This window comes from Brenneria populi (genome assembly GCF_036016195.1).
In the GTDB taxonomy this organism is placed as follows: Bacteria; Pseudomonadota; Gammaproteobacteria; order Enterobacterales; family Enterobacteriaceae; genus Brenneria; species Brenneria populi.
Genome location: NZ_JAYWTM010000011.1, coordinates 77097 through 95968 on the forward strand (window position 1 = coordinate 77097; position 18872 = coordinate 95968).

Annotated in this window: 17 protein-coding genes; 1 reads left to right on the forward strand and 16 read right to left on the reverse strand. The window is 56.8% G+C overall.

Features of this window, described 5'->3' with window-relative positions:
- Positions 1 to 8: 8 nt before the first annotated feature.
- Positions 9 to 3056, reverse strand: coding sequence for a formate dehydrogenase-N subunit alpha (gene fdnG / locus VSX58_RS13115; protein WP_327618483.1), 3048 nt, complete (start codon positions 3054 to 3056; stop codon positions 9 to 11).
- Between the two features lie 462 nt (positions 3057 to 3518).
- Between fdnG and VSX58_RS13120 the strand changes: the two genes are divergently transcribed.
- Entirely contained in the window at positions 3519 to 3917 is a 399-nt protein-coding gene (locus VSX58_RS13120) for a lysozyme inhibitor LprI family protein (RefSeq protein WP_327618484.1), read from the forward strand.
- A gap of 75 nt (positions 3918 to 3992) precedes the next feature.
- On the opposite strand, the gene VSX58_RS13125 is transcribed toward VSX58_RS13120, so the two are convergent.
- From VSX58_RS13125 to VSX58_RS13195, 15 genes are all read right to left on the reverse strand, one after another.
- Positions 3993 to 4718: a glutamine amidotransferase gene (locus VSX58_RS13125; protein ID WP_327618485.1), complete on the reverse strand. Its 726-nt coding sequence runs from the start codon at positions 4716 to 4718 to the stop codon at positions 3993 to 3995.
- A gap of 259 nt (positions 4719 to 4977) precedes the next feature.
- Entirely contained in the window at positions 4978 to 5607 is a 630-nt protein-coding gene (locus VSX58_RS13130) for an NAD(P)H-binding protein (RefSeq protein WP_327618486.1), read from the reverse strand.
- Positions 5604 to 6098 carry a heme utilization cystosolic carrier protein HutX gene (gene hutX / locus VSX58_RS13135; RefSeq protein WP_327618487.1) on the reverse strand — a complete coding sequence of 165 codons (495 nt, stop codon included), beginning with the start codon at positions 6096 to 6098 and terminating at the stop codon, positions 5604 to 5606. The genes VSX58_RS13130 and hutX overlap by 4 nt, the downstream gene beginning before the upstream one ends.
- 14 nt (positions 6099 to 6112) lie before the next feature.
- Positions 6113 to 7426: a heme anaerobic degradation radical SAM methyltransferase ChuW/HutW gene (hutW, locus tag VSX58_RS13140; protein WP_327618488.1), complete on the reverse strand. Its 1314-nt coding sequence runs from the start codon at positions 7424 to 7426 to the stop codon at positions 6113 to 6115.
- 322 nt (positions 7427 to 7748) lie between these two features.
- Positions 7749 to 9083 carry a short-chain fatty acid transporter gene (locus tag VSX58_RS13145; protein WP_327618489.1) on the reverse strand — a complete coding sequence of 445 codons (1335 nt, stop codon included), beginning with the start codon at positions 9081 to 9083 and terminating at the stop codon, positions 7749 to 7751.
- A gap of 25 nt (positions 9084 to 9108) precedes the next feature.
- Positions 9109 to 10056 carry a 3-hydroxyacyl-CoA dehydrogenase family protein gene (locus VSX58_RS13150; RefSeq protein WP_327618490.1) on the reverse strand — a complete coding sequence of 316 codons (948 nt, stop codon included), beginning with the start codon at positions 10054 to 10056 and terminating at the stop codon, positions 9109 to 9111.
- Positions 10053 to 11015 carry a BKACE family enzyme gene (locus VSX58_RS13155; RefSeq protein WP_327618491.1) on the reverse strand — a complete coding sequence of 321 codons (963 nt, stop codon included), beginning with the start codon at positions 11013 to 11015 and terminating at the stop codon, positions 10053 to 10055. The genes VSX58_RS13150 and VSX58_RS13155 overlap by 4 nt, the downstream gene beginning before the upstream one ends.
- Complete coding sequence (locus VSX58_RS13160; RefSeq protein WP_327618492.1) at positions 10924 to 12108, reverse strand: acetyl-CoA C-acetyltransferase; 1185 nt, start codon at positions 12106 to 12108, stop codon at positions 10924 to 10926. Before VSX58_RS13160 ends, VSX58_RS13155 begins: the two co-directional genes overlap by 92 nt.
- 308 nt (positions 12109 to 12416) lie before the next feature.
- Complete coding sequence (locus VSX58_RS13165) at positions 12417 to 13355, reverse strand: cyclase family protein (protein WP_327618493.1); 939 nt, start codon at positions 13353 to 13355, stop codon at positions 12417 to 12419.
- Between the two features lie 58 nt (positions 13356 to 13413).
- Entirely contained in the window at positions 13414 to 14199 is a 786-nt protein-coding gene (locus VSX58_RS13170) for an SDR family NAD(P)-dependent oxidoreductase (RefSeq protein WP_327618494.1), read from the reverse strand.
- Positions 14200 to 14219: 20 nt separating this feature from the next.
- Positions 14220 to 14561 carry a cupin domain-containing protein gene (locus VSX58_RS13175; protein WP_327618495.1) on the reverse strand — a complete coding sequence of 114 codons (342 nt, stop codon included), beginning with the start codon at positions 14559 to 14561 and terminating at the stop codon, positions 14220 to 14222.
- On the reverse strand, positions 14558 to 15235 hold the full coding sequence (locus VSX58_RS13180) for a 3-oxoacid CoA-transferase subunit B (RefSeq protein ID WP_327618496.1): 678 nt from the start codon (positions 15233 to 15235) through the stop codon (positions 14558 to 14560). The genes VSX58_RS13175 and VSX58_RS13180 overlap by 4 nt, the downstream gene beginning before the upstream one ends.
- Positions 15217 to 15897, reverse strand: coding sequence for a CoA transferase subunit A (locus tag VSX58_RS13185; protein WP_327618497.1), 681 nt, complete (start codon positions 15895 to 15897; stop codon positions 15217 to 15219). Before VSX58_RS13185 ends, VSX58_RS13180 begins: the two co-directional genes overlap by 19 nt.
- A gap of 18 nt (positions 15898 to 15915) precedes the next feature.
- Positions 15916 to 17256 carry an MFS transporter gene (locus tag VSX58_RS13190; protein WP_327618498.1) on the reverse strand — a complete coding sequence of 447 codons (1341 nt, stop codon included), beginning with the start codon at positions 17254 to 17256 and terminating at the stop codon, positions 15916 to 15918.
- Positions 17257 to 17806: 550 nt separating this feature from the next.
- Complete coding sequence (locus VSX58_RS13195; protein ID WP_327618499.1) at positions 17807 to 18811, reverse strand: LysR family transcriptional regulator; 1005 nt, start codon at positions 18809 to 18811, stop codon at positions 17807 to 17809.
- Between the last annotated feature and the right edge of the window lie 61 nt (positions 18812 to 18872).

Genomic DNA, 18872 nt, shown 5'->3' on the forward strand with positions numbered 1-18872 from the left:
TCTCTCCGCTACGCCTTTTCCACATTAACCAGGAACGCCTTGTATTCCGGCGTCTGGGTATTGGCATCGCCGACGTGCGGCGTCAGGATATTCGCCAAAAACCCTTTCTGCGTGGTGCCTTCGAACCCCCAGTGACAGGGCACGCCGATAGTTTCCACCGGCCGGCCTTCGATCGTCAGCGTGCGAATGCGCTTGGTGACGACGGCTTTGGCCTTGATATAGCCGCGTCGGCTGCTGAGCTTCACCATGTCGCCGGCGCGAATGCCTTTCTGCTCGGCCAACGCTTCGCCGATCTCGACGAACTGCTCCGGTTGAACAATGGCGTTCAGCCGCGCATGTTTGGTCCAGTGACGAAACAGTTCGGTTATCGAGTAGGTGGTCGCCACGTAAGGGAATTCAGACGCCGATCCCATACGTTGCCGATCGGCGTCATACAGCCGGGCGGCGGGATTAAAGCGCGTATTTTCATGCAGCGGACTTTTCTCCAGCGGCGATTCGACCGGTTCGTAGTGTTCCGGGAACGGGCCGTCGGTCAGCTTATCGATGGCGAACAGGCGCCCCATGCCCTCGGCCTGCAAAATAAAGGGGCCGACGCCGCTGCCCGGCGCCGCATTGCCGTAATCGGGCACGTCGATCCCCTGCCAGCGCTGGCCGTCCCAGCGCAGGATTGCGCGCTGCGGATCCCAGGGGTTGCCCTGCTCATCGGCCGAGGCGCGGTTGTAAAGAATGCGGCGGTTCTGCGGCCAGGCCCAGGCCCATCCCAACGTACTGCCCAGTCCTGAAGGGTCGGCGTTATCGCGCCGCGCCATCTGGTTGCCCTGTTCGGTCCAGCAGCCGGTATACACCCAACAGAAACTGGCGGTGGTGCCGTCGTCGCGCAGCTGCGAGAAGTCGGAGAGCAGTTGCCCTTTTTTCAGCACCAGATTGCCCCGATCGTCGTAGAGATCCGCCAGCGCGTAGCCATTGCCCTCTTTCGCCACCTCTTCCGGCGACGGATCTTCCGGATTGAGGTAGTTCCAGGCCATATTGAGCACCGGCTCGGGATTGGCGCCCCCCTCTTTGGCGTACATCTCGCGCAGGCGCAGGAAGATGCCGGCCAGAATCACCCCGTCATGCCGCGCTTCCGCCGGCGGCTCCGCGCCTTTAAAGTGCCACTGCAGCCAGCGCCCGGAGTTGACGATCGAGCCGTTCTCCTCGGCAAAGCAGCTGGACGGCAGGCGGAACACTTCCGTTTGAATGCCGGCGCTTTCCACCTCGTTAAGCTCGCCGTGGTTTTGCCAGAAATTGGAGGTTTCCGTCGCCAGCGGATCGATAATGACCAGGAACTTCAGTTTTTTCAGCGCATCGCGGGCTTTATTGGAGTCGGCGAACGCCGCTATCGGGTTAAAACCCTGAGCGATATAACCGTTCACCTTGCCTTCAAGCATCATCTGCGTGTAGTGCAGCGCGTCATAACTTTGATCCCACTTGGGCAGCCAGTCGAAACCCCAGTCGTTTTCTTTGCGCGCGTTATCGCCGTAGAAACTCTTCATCATGCTGATAAAGAATTTGGGGGTATTCTTCCAGTAATTTACCTGGTCGGGTAACAACGCTTTAGGCGTAATCTGGCCTAAATAGTCTTGCAGGGTGGTCTGCTTTTCCGACGGTAAATCCATGTAGCCCGGCAGCCGCAAAGAGAGCAGGCCGAGGTCGGTATAGCCCTGAATATTGGAGTGTCCGCGCAAGGCGTTGATGCCGCCTCCCGCCATACCGATATTTCCCAACAGAAGCTGAATCATGCCGGCGGCGCGAATCATCTGGGAGCCGGTGGTATGCTGCGTCCAACCCAGCGCATACAGGAAGGTGGTGGTTCTGTCCGGCACGCAGGTCGAGGCCAAAATTTCACAGATGGTGAGAAAATCTTCCTTTGGCGTGCCGCAAATATTGGTAACGACCTCCGGCGTATAGCGGCTGACGTGCTGTTTCAACAGATTCCATACGCACCTGGGGTGGCTCAGCGTGGCGTCGCGTTTGGCAAAGCCGTTTTCGTCCAGTTCATACTGCCAGGTGGCGCGATCATATTTACGCGCCTGCGGATCGTACCCGCTGAAAATGCCGTCATCAAAAGCGTAGTCCTCGCGCGCCAGCAGGCTGGCATTGGTGTAGGACTTCACATATTCCATCTGTACCTTGTTGTTGCTGAGCAGATACTGAATCACCCCTAGCAGAAAGGCGACATCCGATCCCGCCCGGATGGGCGCGTAGAGGTCGGCGACCGATGCGGTGCGGTTAAAGCGCGGATCGACCACGATCAGTTTGGCGCCGTTTTTTACCTTGGCTTCCACCGCCCATTTAAACCCCACCGGATGCGCTTCCGCGGGGTTTCCCCCCATGACGATCACCACGTTGGCGTTTTTAATATCCACCCAGTTATTAGTCATCGCCCCGCGGCCAAAAGTCGGCGCCAGCGCCGATACGCTGGGGGCGTGGCACAGCCGCGCCTGGGTATCTATCCCCAGCATCCCCAGCGCGCGGGCGAAGCGGTGGTCCAGCATGCCGGTTTCGTTGCTGGCGGCCGATGAACAGAGCATCCCCGTCGTCAGCCAGCGGTTGACCGTAACTCCCGCGCCGTTCTTTTCAACGAAATTGGCATCCCGGTCGGCCTTCATTAAGCGCGCGATGCGATCGAATGCCTCCGGCCAACTGATACGCTGCCATTTATCCGACCCCGGCGCGCGATATTCGGGATATTTAAGACGCTGATCGCTATGGATAAAATCAATCAGTCCGGCGCCTTTCGGGCACAATGATCCGCGGCTTACCGGATGATCCGGATCGCCCTCGATATGAAAAATGGACGGTTTGGCGTTTTTGGCGCCGTCCCCCAGGCTGTACATTAAAATCCCGCACCCGACCGAACAATAGGTACAGTTATTACGCGTTTCTTTGGCGCGCAATAACTTATATTGCCGGGTTTCCGCCAGCGCGGCCGCCGGAGAAAACCCCAGGGCGGTAACCGTGGTTCCGGCCATACCGCCCGCACAGATTCTAAAAAATTGTCGTCTGCTGACCTGCATGGATAACTCCTCGCACCGCATTGCTCACGGTAAAATCGTGGTGAAATTTTTATTTCTTTTTTATAAGAAGCAACTTTCGATAGCCAAAACCTTACTAACAATAAGTATTATGAGAGTAAAAATGGAAACCTCAAATATTTATCCAATTAATAACATTTAGGTCACAAAATAAGTAAAAATCGTTTACTAAATAACCAGAAAATCTATATTTTGAGAATGGTTGCTATTCCCGTTATCACTTTAACGCATTGACCGCTATGTTATTTTTTATATAACGATTGAGCATTTTCCTTTATTTATCTTTATCGGATAAATAAAACGATTCGGTTATTAACCAGAGGATTAATGGAAGACGAATAAGAATAAATAGATACGGATTATCCGTATTGAATACGGACGCGCTTTGCGACACTATGCGCCCGGACTTTCGCTTAAGGAAAAATCATCAATCGGGAATGATTAATGAAAAAGCTGCTATTACTATTGATAACGATAACCATGCAAATCAGCGCGGCCGCCGCGGCTCAGCATGCCTGCTCACCGATCGCATCTGATAATGAAACAGGAAATTGCTCGCCCTTGATGAAATCATCCGCCGAGTCTGAACTCAATACGGCCTATCGCAATGCTAAAAAACGCATCGAAGCAGCCTATAGGGCCGATGAGGGTCTGGGAAAGCATTATCTGCAAACGCTGCTGGACTCACAGCGCGGCTGGCTGAAATATCGTGACGGACAGTGCCGTCTGGAAGCGTTTATCGCGGAAGAGGGATCGGCGGCCAACGCCGAGTTGACTGACGGCTGTGTGATAAGAATGGATAAGGAACGGATCGCCCAGCTAAACGCGATGCCGTATCAGTAAAATGGCGGCCGGATGGTTTATTGGCGGCAACGAACAAAAGCCGCCGCCTGGTTAAGCGCACTCAGACCGCCGGTGTTAGCAAGTAGCGTAGCGCTGAATAAAATCCAGCAGAATCCGTCTTGCCCAGCGTGGTTCTTCCGTGAGCTGCGCCATCATCCGATCGACATCAAATCCTAACTGCCGCATCCTGTCTTCATTGCGTCGTAAACAGGCCGACATGATTTTCGCGTTAAACTCCGGATGAAACTGTACGCTTAGCACGTTATCGCTATAGCGAATAATCTGACAACGATCAACCTCTGAGCTGGCCAGCACCTGAGCCCCGGCAGGTGGAACCAGCACCGACTGGCGATGGCTCAGGTAAGCCGGAAACCGTTCAGGATGGTGTTGCAGCCAGCCAATGGTTTCCGCCTCGGGATTCAATGTTACCGTCTGAAGCCCCATTTCGGCGCCGTTGGGGTTATCGCCCACCGTCCCGCCCAGGGCATGAGACAACAGTTGGTGTCCATAACAAACTCCCAGCATCGGCACATCGGCATAAAACGCTTCTCGCAGCCAGCCGGCCGTATACTCACTCCAGTCCAGCCGATCCGTCACCATTGACCACGAACCAGAAATAATCACCGCCGATACCTGATCAAACGACGGTAGCGCTTCCCCGATATCGGGGCGAATCACTCGCAGATCGTGCGTTTCGCCCGGCAGCGTATCTGCAAACCATTTTCCCTGCGGCCCAACCTGTGAAGCGATATCCTCCGGCGGTTCACCCATCTGAATAACCAGTAATACCTTTGTACCCATGCTTCTACTCTACCCCGCAACGATGAGTGATTAACAAAGACCGTATATATCCAATAGATTCCGAGTGGCAGGCGTGTTGGCTTTCCCGCAACTTGAATTATTTATGGTATACCATGCCATATGCGGCCTGCCGTATCTTTTTATTTAAAAAAAATCAGTACCATAATTTATTAATATAAATAGGCGGGATAGGATATTTGGAGAAGCGAATATCAGCCCATCATTGCACACCGCGGATAACGTTACCCGCGGAGCGCAATTAGGGCATAAGCGGTAATTCGAGGTCGGGATCGATCAGGCTGTAGATTTGATTGCCAAACACCGGCTGCTGTAACAGACGGTCGACGGCCAGCGCGACATCCTGCCGGGAAACCAGCCCCAATACCGCATCGCCCTGGGTCAGCCGCGCGTTATGTGTGGCGACCACGTCCAGCAAGCCGCCGGGACGGACGATGCAATAGTCCAGCGAGCTGGTTTGCAGCCAGCTTTCCGCCAGCGACTTCTCCCGCACCGCAAGACCGAAGGCGGCTTTGGCGCGCGGCGACAGCAGCGGCCATTGCTCGCCGCAGCCCATGGAGGTCACCAGCAGCATGCGTTTTATCCCGGCCTGCTCGGCGCCGTCAATCACCACCCGGTGCCCCAGGTAGTTCACCGCGCCGCCGCCCATAGTAGAGACGACGATAGCCTCCTTGCCCGCCAGCCGACAGGCCTGCGCGACGGTATCGGCGTCGCAGGCATCGCCCTGCACCACGGCGACGCCCTGCTCACGCCAGCGCGCGCTCTGTTCCGCGTCGCGCAACACCACAACCACCGGCTGCTCGCACTCCATGGCGCGCTGCAACAAACAGCCGCCGACGCCCTGACCCGCGCCAAAGAGTAACCACGTCATACCGGCTCCCGCAGCAATCCGGCCGCTAACGTATGGAACGCATCGACCTGCGTCGTCAGCAGTTGGCGATGGCTATCCCGTCCAAGAAAGATTTTAAACATCGCCTCTCCGCCGGTATTAAAAAACACCACGGACGCCGTGTCCATGCCCATAAATTTGCGTTCGATAAAGGCGATATGCCGACAATTGGCCGCACGAATATGCCCGCTCAGCCCATTTTTTCCGCGCAGGTTAAAGTAACCATGACGATGCGCGCCGCTCGGCAGTTCGCTTTTGAATTCCAGAATGGCGTCCGCCGTATGGCTGATTAACGTCACTTCGCCCCAACCGGTAATCGCCTCCCAAACCTGGTCAAACCGTTCGCCGGAGACCAGCGTGCGCTGCGCCGCGGGCAGCGCCTTAACCACATTGAGCAGCGAGGTATCATACTGACTGGCGATCTCTTCCAGCGTGCCATCCGGCTCGGTCGCCAATAATTCATTCAATGTCATGGTTAAGTCTCCGGTTAGTGAGCGTGTTCTTCGGCATTCAGCTGAGGAATAAGTTGTTGTAATGCCTGCATCAGGTTATTGGCCCAAAAACGGCCATCGTTGGTTAAACGCAGACAGGTAGAATCGTCGCAGGTTAGTCCCGCCTGATGCCACTGGCTCAGCAGCGGCCGGAGCGCATCGGCATGGCGGGTCAGTTGCGGTAATTTAACCCGACCGACTTCGATTCCGGCCTGAAGCTGATGTTGCCAGGCTCCGGTCGGGCTGGCCGGCGTCATCATCATGATCGGTTTTTGTTCCTGATCCAGAACCTGGTAATAACGTTCCAGACTGCGCTCCATCATATAGGCGCGGCCATTAAGGTTGCCGCCCGCGCCGCACCCCATCGCCAGGCAGTCGGCGCCCTGTTTAATCAGCAGGTTATACAGATTACGCTCGCGGGTGGTTCTGGCCCAGTGGCTATTGCTGAGCTGATGCCAGCCGGCATCCGCCAAAAATGACGCGCCGCTACGGTAGAAATCGCGGCGGGCGGTGACATCCGGCAAGACAACGCGCTGATTTTCAGCGGCTTTCGCCAGCGGCGTGGTGGGCAGTAAATTCAAGGCGTAGAGATCGACGCCGTCCAGCGGCAGGCTAGCGACAATATTCAGATCTTCCCGCCAGGTTTCCGGCGTTTGCCCCGGAAGCCCGAACATCAGATCGCACACCACGGCGGCCCGGTCCCGCTGACATAACCGTTCCAGAAAGCGGATCAGCTGCTGTTTATCGGAGGTGCGCGCCATCCGCTGACGAATGCGGCTGTCAAAGGTCTGAATACCGATGGAAAAGCGGTTCGCGCCCGCATCCAGCCAGGCGTCGATACGCTCATCGTCGAAATCGAGCGAGCGCCCTTCCACCGTAATTTCGCAGTCGGGCGCCAACGGCAGCGAAGCGCGAATCGCGCTGATAACCCGGGCAAGCTCTTTAGCCGCCATCGCCGTCGGCGTGCCGCCGCCGAAATAGACGGCGTGGATCGGCGCCGTCTGATACAACGGGCTGTCCGCCTCCATCGCCAGCTCTTTCAGCAGATAACGGGTATAGATTTCCGTACTGTCGTCACGCAGCTTGTTCTGATAAAAACCGCAGAAGGTACAATGCGTGGCACAGAAAGGGATATGCAGATACAACAGACGTTTGCGTGCGGGCAAGGTTTGTTGCGTCAACGCCTGCCAGCTGGCGGAGATCTGCTCCGGCGGCAGCGGCACATGATTACGCCAGGGCATTGCCATGCGCCGCGCGCCAAACGGCTGTTCGCCGGGTTGAGCATAATAGGGCATCAAATCGATGTTCATTCATATCCATCCCTTCAAAAGCACTGTTTCAAATTAAATGATAATAATTTTTATTTATCAACCAGGCTGAAGCGATAGGCACGGCGCTTATGCCGCGGTGACGGCAAAAGCGCGATTTATTAACCAAACCATTAACCATCAGAGCGAGCGGCAGAGAGCGGAAAGCCGATATTCAATTTATTTTTCAATTTGTTATAAATTAAAAAAACATCCGAATGTTATCGGAATGATACTAAAAGACGCATTATTAAACTTTGTTCATATAAATCCATTCACGGCGTCGTATTAGCGTTTTCCACCTCGGTTAAAGCCTCCTGGATTTTTAATTGCCAATAAAGAGGATGCAAGGTATGACGATAATATTGCCGACGATCCACAGAAATACGGTGAAGCCGATCAAATCCCGCAGGCTGGTCTTGGTGATGGCCAGCACCGGCAGCGCCCAAAACGGCGTGACGATATTCCATATGCTCTCGCCCCAGGCGACCCCCATGGCGACTTTCCAGGTTTCGACCTCCAGCACTTGCGCCGCCGGCAACATGAACGGCGCCTGAACGGCCCAATGCCCGCCCGCCGACGGCACGAAAATGCTGATGATCATCGACGAGAGGTAGCACATCAGCTCGAATGTGTGGGCATTCGAGATCGCCAGCAGCGCGTCGGAAATAATGAACACCAGCCCGCTTCCTTTCATGATACCCATAATCCCGGCATAAAAGGGGTATTGCAGAATGATCCCCCCGCAGGTGGTGGCGCCCCGGGTGATCGACCGGGCGTAGTCGAGGAGCGTACCATGGGCGAGAATGCCCAGCACCAGAAACAGAAAGATCAGGATATTGAGATTAAAGACCAAACCCTTCGTCGCCCAGGTATAGGCAAGGTAACCCAGACCGGAGAACCCCAGCAGATACTTCAGAATTTTGCTTTGCTCCAGGCGATCGGCGATGAACGTCGGCTTATCGCTGGTTTTGACCTCGAGCCCGGACGGCGCATCATCGAACACCGAGGGATCGACCAGCACCTCCTGCCCCTTCTTCGGCATCATCAGCAGGCAGCAAAACGGGATACAGATCAGCAACAAAATAGTTATCACCAGCGCTTGCGGAGCGAAAATCGTCTGTTCGAGCGGGATCAGGCCGATTTCCTGTTGCAGGAAATGGCCTTGGGTATTGATCAGCAACGGTATCGACGCCGACAGGCCGCCGTGCGTGACGATAATGCCGGAGAAACCCGCGGCGACGATGAGCCGGATATCGACGTCAGGGTGCGCCCGCGCGGCCTCGCGCGCCAGAAAAGCGCCGGCGATAATGCACAGACCCCAATTCAGATAGCAAAGTATCGCTGACGCCAAAGAGACGAAAAATACCGTCTGTTGCGGCGTTTTGGGAATACGCACCAGGGCGCGCATCGCCTTCTGTATCACGGCCGCATCGGCCAGCGCGTAGCCGGTGACCAGAACCAGGCTCATCTGCATGGCGAAGGCCAGCAGATCGTAGAAGCCGTCGCCCCAGTAACCGATGACCTCCCCCGGCGTGGCGCTGGTGAAAGCGAAGGCCATCGCCACGACGACAAGGGTGATCAGCCACGCAACCGTGAAGGGATCGGGAAGATATTTGTTCATCAGGTTGACAAAGAACATCACCATGCGGTTAATCATACTTAACCCTCTTCTCTTCGATCGATTAGTCGACGTAAAACGCGGACGCTTTTAGCTGGTGAATCAGTTTGCGCATAAATCGCGCGCGAACCTCCTCCACCTTATCGCCGGGATAGCGGTAAAAGCCCTCGCCGGTTTTGATGCCCAGCTTGCCTTCCGCTACCTTTTCACGCAGCAGCGGATTGGCCTGCTGCGAGTTATCCATCGCTTTGAGCAGGTTGTCGCCAACCACGCACCAGATGTCCAGGCCGCCGAAATCCGCCACTTCCAGTTGTCCGGTGGTGGCGTAGCGGAAAGCGGGGCCGAATTTCAACGCCTTGTCGATATCGGCCGGTTCAGCGACGCCGTTCTGTATCAGCCAGAACGCTTCGCGCGCCACCCCTTGCTGGATACGATTGGCCACCAGCCCCGGAATATCCTTCAGCACCTTGGCGGTCTGTTTTTTAATCGACGCGTACAGCGCCTCCACCTCGGCGAAAATCTCCTGCGGCATATTGCCGAAAAAGGAGAGTTCGACCAGCGGCATCAGATGTGCGGGGTTGTACCAGTGGTTGACCATGGTGCGCGCCTGACGCGCCTTGCCCAAACGCGCCATCATCCCGGCCAGGGGCAGGCTGGAGGTGTTGCTGGCGATAATCCCGTGAGGCGGCATGAAGGCATCCAGGCTCTCCAGCAGGTTCTGTTTCAATGCCATGTCCTCAGGCGTGGCTTCGATCGCATAGTCGCGATCGGCGACGGCCTGAGCCAGATCGGTGCTGGTCGCGATATGCGCAAGCGTCCGCTCCAATGCCTCGTCCGACAGAAAACCCTCCTCGATCATCATCGTCTGCTCGCGGCGGATGGCCGCCAGCCCCCGGTGCAACGCGGCGGGATCGGTGTCGTACATCACCACGTCATAACCATAGGTGGCGAACGCCTGCGCGATGCCATGCCCCATCGTTCCCGCACCTATCACGGCGATTTTGCGGATCATGGCCGGTTCTCCGATAGTTTCAAGATTTCCCGCGTTTCCGCCGGGGTAGCGATAGTTTTGTCCATCTCGCCGGCCAGGCGTTTCACCCGCTCGACAAACTGGGCATTACTGGATGCCAACTCGCCCTTGCGATAGAAGATGTTGTCTTCCATGCCGACGCGGATATGCCCCCCCAGCGCCAGCGTGCTGTACAGGATCGGCAAATGCCCGCGGCCGATGCCCAGCGCCGACCAGGTGAAATCGTTCCCCAGGTTGTGACGGCAGGTTTCCAGCAGGAACAGCAGGTTGCGCACCTCCGCCGTCATGCCGCCGGGGGCGCCCAGCACGAACTGGAAATGCGGCCGACCGACGATAAGCCCTTTTTTGATGTAATAGAGCACGTTGTAGATCATGCCGCCGTCGAAAATCTCGAACTCCGGCTTCACGCCGACCGCATTCATCTCCTGAGCCAGTTTTTCCAGAAAACGCGGGCTGTTTTCGAATACCGTACTGTGCGCCCAGTTCATGGTGCCGGCGTCAAACGAGGCCATTTCCGGACGCAGTTCGCGGAACGGCCGAATGCGCACCTCATCGTCCAGCCCCAGTCCGCCGGAGGTGGTCAGATTGATGACGATGTCGCAACGTTCACGTACCAGCGCCACGGTTTCGCTGAATTTATCGAAATCCATCGACGCCTGATGATTGTCGTCGCGCACATGAATATGAGCGATGGACGCGCCGGCCAGCCAGCAACGTTCAATCTCCTCGGCCTGTTCCTGCGGCGTCAGCGGAATATGAGGCGTATCGGATTTCTGCGGCCAGGCACCGGTGCAGGCCACGGTAAGAATGACACGATTTTCCAGAGACATATTTTTCTCCTGTTGATAATTATGCTCGTTCGACCACCAGCGCCAGCCCCATGCCGCCGCCGATGCAGAGAGTCGCCAGTCCGTAGCGGGAACGACGGCGCTGCATTTCATGCAGCAGCGTCACCAGAATGCGTGCGCCGGACGCGCCGATGGGGTGGCCGAGCGCGATGGCTCCGCCGTTGACGTTGGTTTTTTCCAGCGGCAGATTCAGCCCCTTCATCACACTGAGCGACTGGGCGGCGAACGCTTCGTTAGCCTCGATAACATCGAGATCGTCCACGGTTAGCCCGGCCCGTTTGAGCGCATTCTGCGTAGCAGGCACCGGACCGTAGCCCATGATAGCGGGGTCGACTCCGCCGTTGCCCCAGGAGCGGATCGTCGCCAGAGGCGTCAGTCCGAGCGCTTCGGCCCGCTCCCGGCTCATCAATACCAGCGCCGCCGCGCCGTCGTTGATGCCGGAGGCGTTGCCGGCGGTGACGACGCCATCGGGCCTAAAGGCGGGCGCCAGCGCCGCCAGTTTGTCCAGCGTGGTGCCGGGGCGCGGAAATTCGTCCGCCGTCACCGTTATCGTCTCTTTGCGCTTACGCACCGCCACCGGAACGATCTCGGCGTCGAAACGGCCGTTTTTCTGCGCCTGTTCGGTACGCCGCTGGCTCTCCAGCGCAAAGGCGTCCAGTTCGGCGCGCGACAGGCCGTATTTCTGCGCCAGATTTTCCGCCGTGATACCCATATGCTCGCCGGAAAAGGCGTCCGTCAGTCCGTCCAGCAACAGGCTGTCCACCAATTTGCTGTCGCCGATGCGCTGCCCCCAGCGCGCGGCGCTGGCGAGATACATCGCGTTGCTCATGCTTTCCGTGCCGCCGGCGACGACAATCTGCGCATCTTTCAGCGAGATGGCCTGCGCCGCCAGAATCACCGCCTTCAGCCCCGAACCGCACACTTTGCTCACCGTGAAGGCGCTCTTTTCCGGTGGTACGCCGGCGGCGATGGCCACCTGGCGCGCCACGTTCTGCCCCAATCCGGCGCCCAGCACATTGCCCAGAATCACTTCATCGACGTCGCCGGGCTTGATTGCCGCGCGGGCGATCGCCTCGCTAATCGCATCATTCCCCAACTGTATTGCGGAGAGGTCTTTCAATACGCCGCCAAAACTGCCAATCGGCGTGCGGACGGCGCTGACAATCACCACATCTTTCGTACCCATGTTGCGACTCCTGTTGAAAACAGGGTGATACGCCGCGGCGTTTATTTTTATTTAAAATAAAAATAAACGTTTTTTCCGGCGCAAATTAATATGCCGGCACGGCGCCGCCGTTTAATAAAAAACCGGAAAAACGGGCCGCTATAATTTCCATCTTTAGGCGTAGGAATTAATTAAAGGCGGAACGTTCTCTTCACCCAGAGCTATTTATCACTCGCCGCTATACCCTTCATATTTCAAGTCGCGGGCGCGTTGACGCCTGCAATTCGAATTATTCGGGGTATATATATGGCGTATTTGAATTTCAGGTATTAAATACAGCCGCCGTAACTGTAAGTTCTTTCCGGCACATTATTAACATCGTCTTCGTCTATTTCCGCGACGCAGCGCACCATGGAGCCGTCGCCCAAATACCAGCGCAGTGGAAAGCAGAAAAAGCGGAAACGCTTGCCCGCCACCTTATCCAGATCGCCGCCCAGGTTTTCCACGCCGACGATACCGTGGCCGAGCATCTGTTTGTGGCAGGGTTCCCAGGTGCCCCAGCAGCCAATTTCCTCCAGATCGCCGAATTTGGCGTCATAGGCTTCCTGCCCGTGCAGCTCGATATAGCGCTCTTTATCGAATTCGGCGTAGGCTTCCGCGCCGAATTTTTCCGCATACTCCTCGGTGAGCGGACGGCCGGACGCACCAAGCAGATTCATGCGCGTCGCGCCGTTATTGCCCATGGCGGTATGCAGCGGATGGTCCAACGCCTGCATATCCATCGCCACGCACTTGATTTTATGCTTGACGAACCATTTCCCGGCTTCAACGCCGGTGCCGCAGGAGTAGTGATAATACGCTTTCGAATCATCAAACTTACGGTGCATGCCAGTATTCAGGCACACCACCATGCCGGCCAACTCTTCCGGTTTTATATTGGCGCGCCGGCAGGCGTCCTCGAGATGTTCGGGTCCGATCAGCTCCCAGCGCCCGACTTTGATTTCCAGACAGATCGCTTCGCCGGTGTAGGCGTCCACCGGCATTTCGTGCGTATAACGCGCCCTTTTGCCGTCAAATTCGACCTCCATCACATGGCGAGGCGCGTCGCAGTGGGTGCCGGTGTGCATGGTGCAGGAGATTCTTTGCGTCAAAACCCCGCCTTTCGCCATGGTATGGGCGTTATCAATCAGCGGTTTATCAAAATAGGGCCAGCGCGGGGTATCCGCGCTGAAAGGGTGCGTTAAATCGACAAATATTTTCTTACCCATGTTGCTACTCCTCAGTTTACCGCGCGCCGCGCCTTATGCCGCGCGCCTATTGCGTGATTTAACCGGCCGTACAGCCGCCGTCCACATACACTACCTGCCCGGTGATGAAATCCGCCGCCGCGGAGCAGAGGTACACCGTGGTGCCGACCATATCCTCCACCACCGCCGCCCGGCCCAGCGGAATACGATCGAGGAAGATTTTTTTCAGTTTTTCATCCTCCAGCACCTCCTGGGTCAGCGGCGTCCAGAAAATGGTCGGCGCCACCGCGTTGACGTTGATGCGGTACTTCGCCCACTCCGTCGCCAGTTGGCGGGTCAATAGGTTGATGGCGCCTTTGGATGTGCCGTAGGCGGCATAGCCGCCGGGGTGGCCGGCGAAAGCGCGTACCGAAGAGGTGTTGACGATCTTGCCGCCGCCCTGCTGCTTGAAGCGGGCGCCGAATACCTTGCAGGGGATAAAGGTGCCGGTGACGTTGCTGTCGATCACTTTGCGGAAATCCGCGATATCGAACGCTTCCGCCGGGTGACGGATGGCGATGCCCGCCACGTTGACCAGAATGTCCGCCCGGCCGAATGCGTCAATAGCCTGGTCGGCCAACCGCTCGACCGACGCTTCATCGGTGACGTCGGCGACCACCGCCAGCACGTCGCCGGCCTGTTTCACCTGCTCTGCGGACTCCGCCAGCGAGGAGGCGGTGCGTCCGGTTATCACCACTTTGGCGCCGAAGTTCGCCAGCCCGCGCGCTACCCCCGCGCCCAGCGAACCGGCTCCGCCGGTGACTACCGCCACCTTGCCCTCCAGGCTGAACAGGCGCTTAATCTTGTCGTCCCACTGTTTGTCCATTGTCGTTTCCTCGTCGATCGTCACTCATTACTGACCAGAACCAGCATGCTGGCCGGATAGTTGGTGTGGTTGACCAGTTCCCTCCCCTCATTGGGCGCGAGATACGCCGCATCGCCCTTGCGCAGCACCTGGTCGCCTTCGCCAGTGCGCAGCGTCAGTTCGCCTTCCAACAGCACATACAGTTTCTCGGTGGGAGAGTCGTCATAGGCCCACTCCGCGCCGCCGCCCGGCAGAAAATGCGACAGTCCGCACCAGAAACGGCGGGCGCCGGTCAGTTTTTCATCGCTCAGCTTGAGCGCCACCATGCCGTGATGCAGCGGTGGGGCGTAGGCCGCGCTATCACTGATTCGAATCACTTTCATTGCGTTAGCTCCTCTTGACCGAATTGTTTTACGTTGTCGTCAACGCGCAGTTCCGCGCCGGTCGCTCGCCGCACCTCGTCGGCGCAGGTATCAAAGGCGATCTCCTTCAGCAACAGGCCGCTCTCCGTCACCTCGATAACGGCTTTTTCCGTCACGATCAGATTGACCTGTCCGCGGGCCGTCAGCGGCAGCGTGCAGCGCGGCAGGATCTTCGGCCCGCCCTGCTTGTCGCAGTGCTCCATCGCCACAATGACCCGCCGGGCGCCGATCACCAGATCCATCGCGCCGCCCATGCCGGGCACCATTTTTCCGGGGATGATCCAGTTGGCCAGGCTCCCCTCGCCATCCACCTCCAGCGCGCCCAGCACCGTGACATCCACATGTCCGCCGCGGATGATGGCGAACGACAGCGCGCTGTCGAAGAAAGCGGCGCCCGGCAGCGCAGTGACGGGCTGCCCGCCGGCGTTGGTCAGATCGACATCGATGTGCGCCCGGTCCGGCATCGGCCCCAGCCCCACCAGCCCGTTCTCCGACTGGAAGATCACCCCCAGGTCGTCGGCGACGTAGTTGGCCACCAGCGACGGCAGGCCGATGCCCAGATTGACCAGGTCTCCCGTTTGCAGTTCGCGGGCCACGCGCCGGGCGATGCGTTCCCTTAGCGTTCTCTTATCCATGCGGCCTCCTCGCCATCCACCAGGTAGTCGATGAAAATGCCCGGAATGTGGTAACGGTCGTTAACCTGCGCATCGACCGGGATGATGGTTTCACATTCGACGATCACCCGATCCGCCGCCGTCGCCATAACCGGATTGAAGTTGCGCGTGGTTTTGTTGAACACCGCATTGCCCACGCTATCCGCCAGCGAGCAGCGGATCAGCGCGATATCGGCGCGCAGCGGTTTCTCCAGCAGAAAACTCTTGCCGTCGATCTCTATCCGTTGCTTGCCCTCAGCCACCAGCGTGCCCAGGCCGGTCGGCGTCAGCACGCCGCCCAGGCCGGCGCCGCCGGCGCGGATGCGCTCCACCAGCGTCCCCTGCGGCACCAGTTCCACTTCCAGTTCGCCACGGGACATCTGCCGCCCCGTCTCCGGGTTCAGGCCGACGTGCGAGGCGATCACCCTCCTCACCTGGCGGTTGGCCACCAGCTTGCCGATACCGCGATCGATAAGGCCGGTATCGTTGGCGATAATGGTCAAATCGCGCCGGCCCAGTTCCACCAGGGCATTGATGATCTTCTCCGGCGTACCCACCGCCATAAAACCGCCGATCATCAGCGTCATGCCGTCCCGTACGCTTTCCGCCGCCTGTTGCGCCGTTATTCGCTCTTTTTCACGCATTGCGTTCTCTCCGATTCGTCACACGAGGGGTGCCGTTTTTTCGCTCTGTCCCGCTATCGGGGCCGGGTCCTGCTTTCCTTTGCAACGGTCGTTGATGCGAAAGATAAGCCAGGCCGCGATAAGGTCGAGTAGGATGAAGGCGATATAGGCGCCGTCATAACTGCCGGTGTACTTCAGGCTCACCGCGATAACCACGAAACAGCTGACGCGGAACAGGCAGGCAATAGTGGAAATCAGCCGGTTGGCGGCGGCGAAGTCGTAGCGGCCATAGACAGTTCCGACGATCGAGGTACAAAGCTCTTTGATACCGGCGATGCTGGCGCCCACCATCAATAAGGTGAAATAGGTGAAATAGTCGTTGCCGCGCACCAGCAGACAGAGGTGGGTGACGGCGAAGAAGAAGGCATAGGCGACGCTGACCTTTTTGGTGCCCAGCCGCACGTCCAGCCAACCCCAAAAGTAGCTGAACACCGCGCAAACCAGCGCCGCCGTGGTAAACATCCACACCGCCGTATCCCGGCTGTAGCCGACGGAGACAAGCCGCGGCACCAATTGACTGACCACGCCGATATCCACCAGCCACAACAGGCCGAAACCGATGGAGATCAGCCACATATCCCGATCCCGCAGCAGTACCCGATAGGTGAACGGACTCTGGTAGTTATCCAGGGATTTCAGATTGGCCGCCCGCTGTTGCTCGGAGATAGGCTGGTTGTCGGGATAGAGGCCGCGCTCTTCCGGGGTATTGCGCACCCAGAGCAGCGTAAGCAGTCCGAGCAGGATTAAGGCGCCCCCCACCACGGCGTAGGCGTTGGCAACGCCGACCCGGCCGAACAGGAAGAACATCAGCGGCACCAGCGTGGCGGTGCAGAAAGACATGCCCATAGTCGCCCAGCCGAGCGCCAGCCCCTTTTTGCGCGGAAACCAGCTATTGAGCAGCGTGGAGGGCACATTGAAGCAACAGCCGGTGGCGAGCAGGTTCATCAACATCAGCCCGACGGCATACTCCCAGTAGCTGGTGATGCGGCCGAACCAGATCATCGTCACGCCCAGCGCCGCCAGGCCGATGACGGCGACGTATCTGGCGCCCTGCCGTTTGATAAACTCCGCGATCACCAGCGCGCCGATAACGCCGATCCAGCCCGCGGGCGTCGAAAACGACAACAGCGTGGCGAAGTCCCAGCCGTGCAAATCGACGAAACTCTGCACGATGACGTTAAGGCCATCGGCCGTCCAGGCGGCGAAGTTGTAGTACATCAGGAAGCTGAAACCGACCATGCTCCAACCCCAGCCGCCAAAATTACTCCGGGTGTCGGCGATGACGAGCGTATTTTCGGATATATTGTTCGATTGTCGCATAATGACCATCCAGATAATCAAGGGAATAATAAAAACGCCATTTTTATTGAGGAATTAATATATTGATCGCTGTCACAATATTGGCGGAATCACTATTTATTAACAGTCGTTAACTTATTTACCGGAAGTTTCACACAGTGATAAAAGGTAATGAAGAGCACAAATAAAAAACCAATTTTCATTTATGCAATACCTAAATAAATTATGCGATCTTCATCAAAAAATACTGCAAAAACACAAATATAATAACACCATAAATATCACGGAAATAAAGGAGAGGATGATCATTATCGGAAAGTAAATATTGTCTTAATTACCCCCTCACGGGGGAGGTGGCGCTATCCCCACAAATTTAGGAAGAGAGTTTCTGTCAGCACCGTTGGGATTTCGGGCGTACTAACTCACATAGATTTCAGCCACCGTTGCGCTCGAATCAGTCATGAAATTAATAGCTGGAATAAAACAATTTTTCTGGATAACGCAGTTCGAAGAAGAGGCGAATAACAGGGTATCGGGGTCGGATAGCGCCTCAGTTGGAAATATCAAGAAATCAGGCGCCGACGCAGGCATGCAACAGCGGTTCGCTGCCCAAATAGCGCGCATGGCGCTCCAGTAAAAAACGCTTGAACGACGCCACGCCCTCCGTCAGGTAGCCCGGTGCGGGATAGTACAGATTCAGCAGCCACTGCGAGGTATTCCATTCACGCAGCAGCACCATCAGCCGACCGCAGGCGATATCCTGCTGTACCACGTAGCGCGGCAGATAGGCGATGCCGGCATGGTGCAGCACCGCTTCACGCAGCAGCAGGCTGTCGCACACCTCCAGCGATTTCGGAATTTTGAAAAAGTGCCGCTCGCCGTCCTTTTCATAAGCCCACTCATTGCCGCCGGTCAACGAACTGGCGTACAGACAGCGGTGCTGCAACAGTTCGCCCGGCGTATGCGGCAGATCGTGTTGCGCCAGATAAGTCGGCGTGGCCACGGTAATAAAGGGTTCGCTCATCAGATTGCGCCGCACCAGCGGCAGCGTCTTCTCTTTCTGACAACTGAAAGCATTCACCGCGCCGATAATAATGTCGTAATCTTTCCAATACTGAATGCCGTAAGCAGAAATATTAATAGAAAAATTCACCTGGGGATAACGCGCAAGATAATCGGTCACCACCGGGATAAGATAATCATTGGCGTAAACCGGGGTGCAGCAAATACGAATATTTCCGCACACTTCGTTGGAAAAAGAGCTCAGTTCGCATTGCAGTTGATTAATTTTATTACTGATAGCGGAAAAGTGATTAAAAAGGTATTCTCCGGCGTCGGTCAACGGCGCATTTTTATTATTCCGACGGTACAACGTACAGCCAATCTCTTTTTCCAAATCAGACAGCCAGCGCGATCCGGAAGAGATGGAAACCCCCATTTTCTCCGAAGCGGTAGAGATAGAACCGCTGGTGACTAAATTAATAAAAAACAGCATTTTGGTAATAAGATGAGGATCGGCGTTCTGCGAACCCATACTTTTTATTTCACAGGGCAATACTTCGCTTGCATTAAACATAGCGTTTTCTCTTTCCCACGAAACTTGCTGCGATGGTAACGTAAAGAAAACGGGGACAATG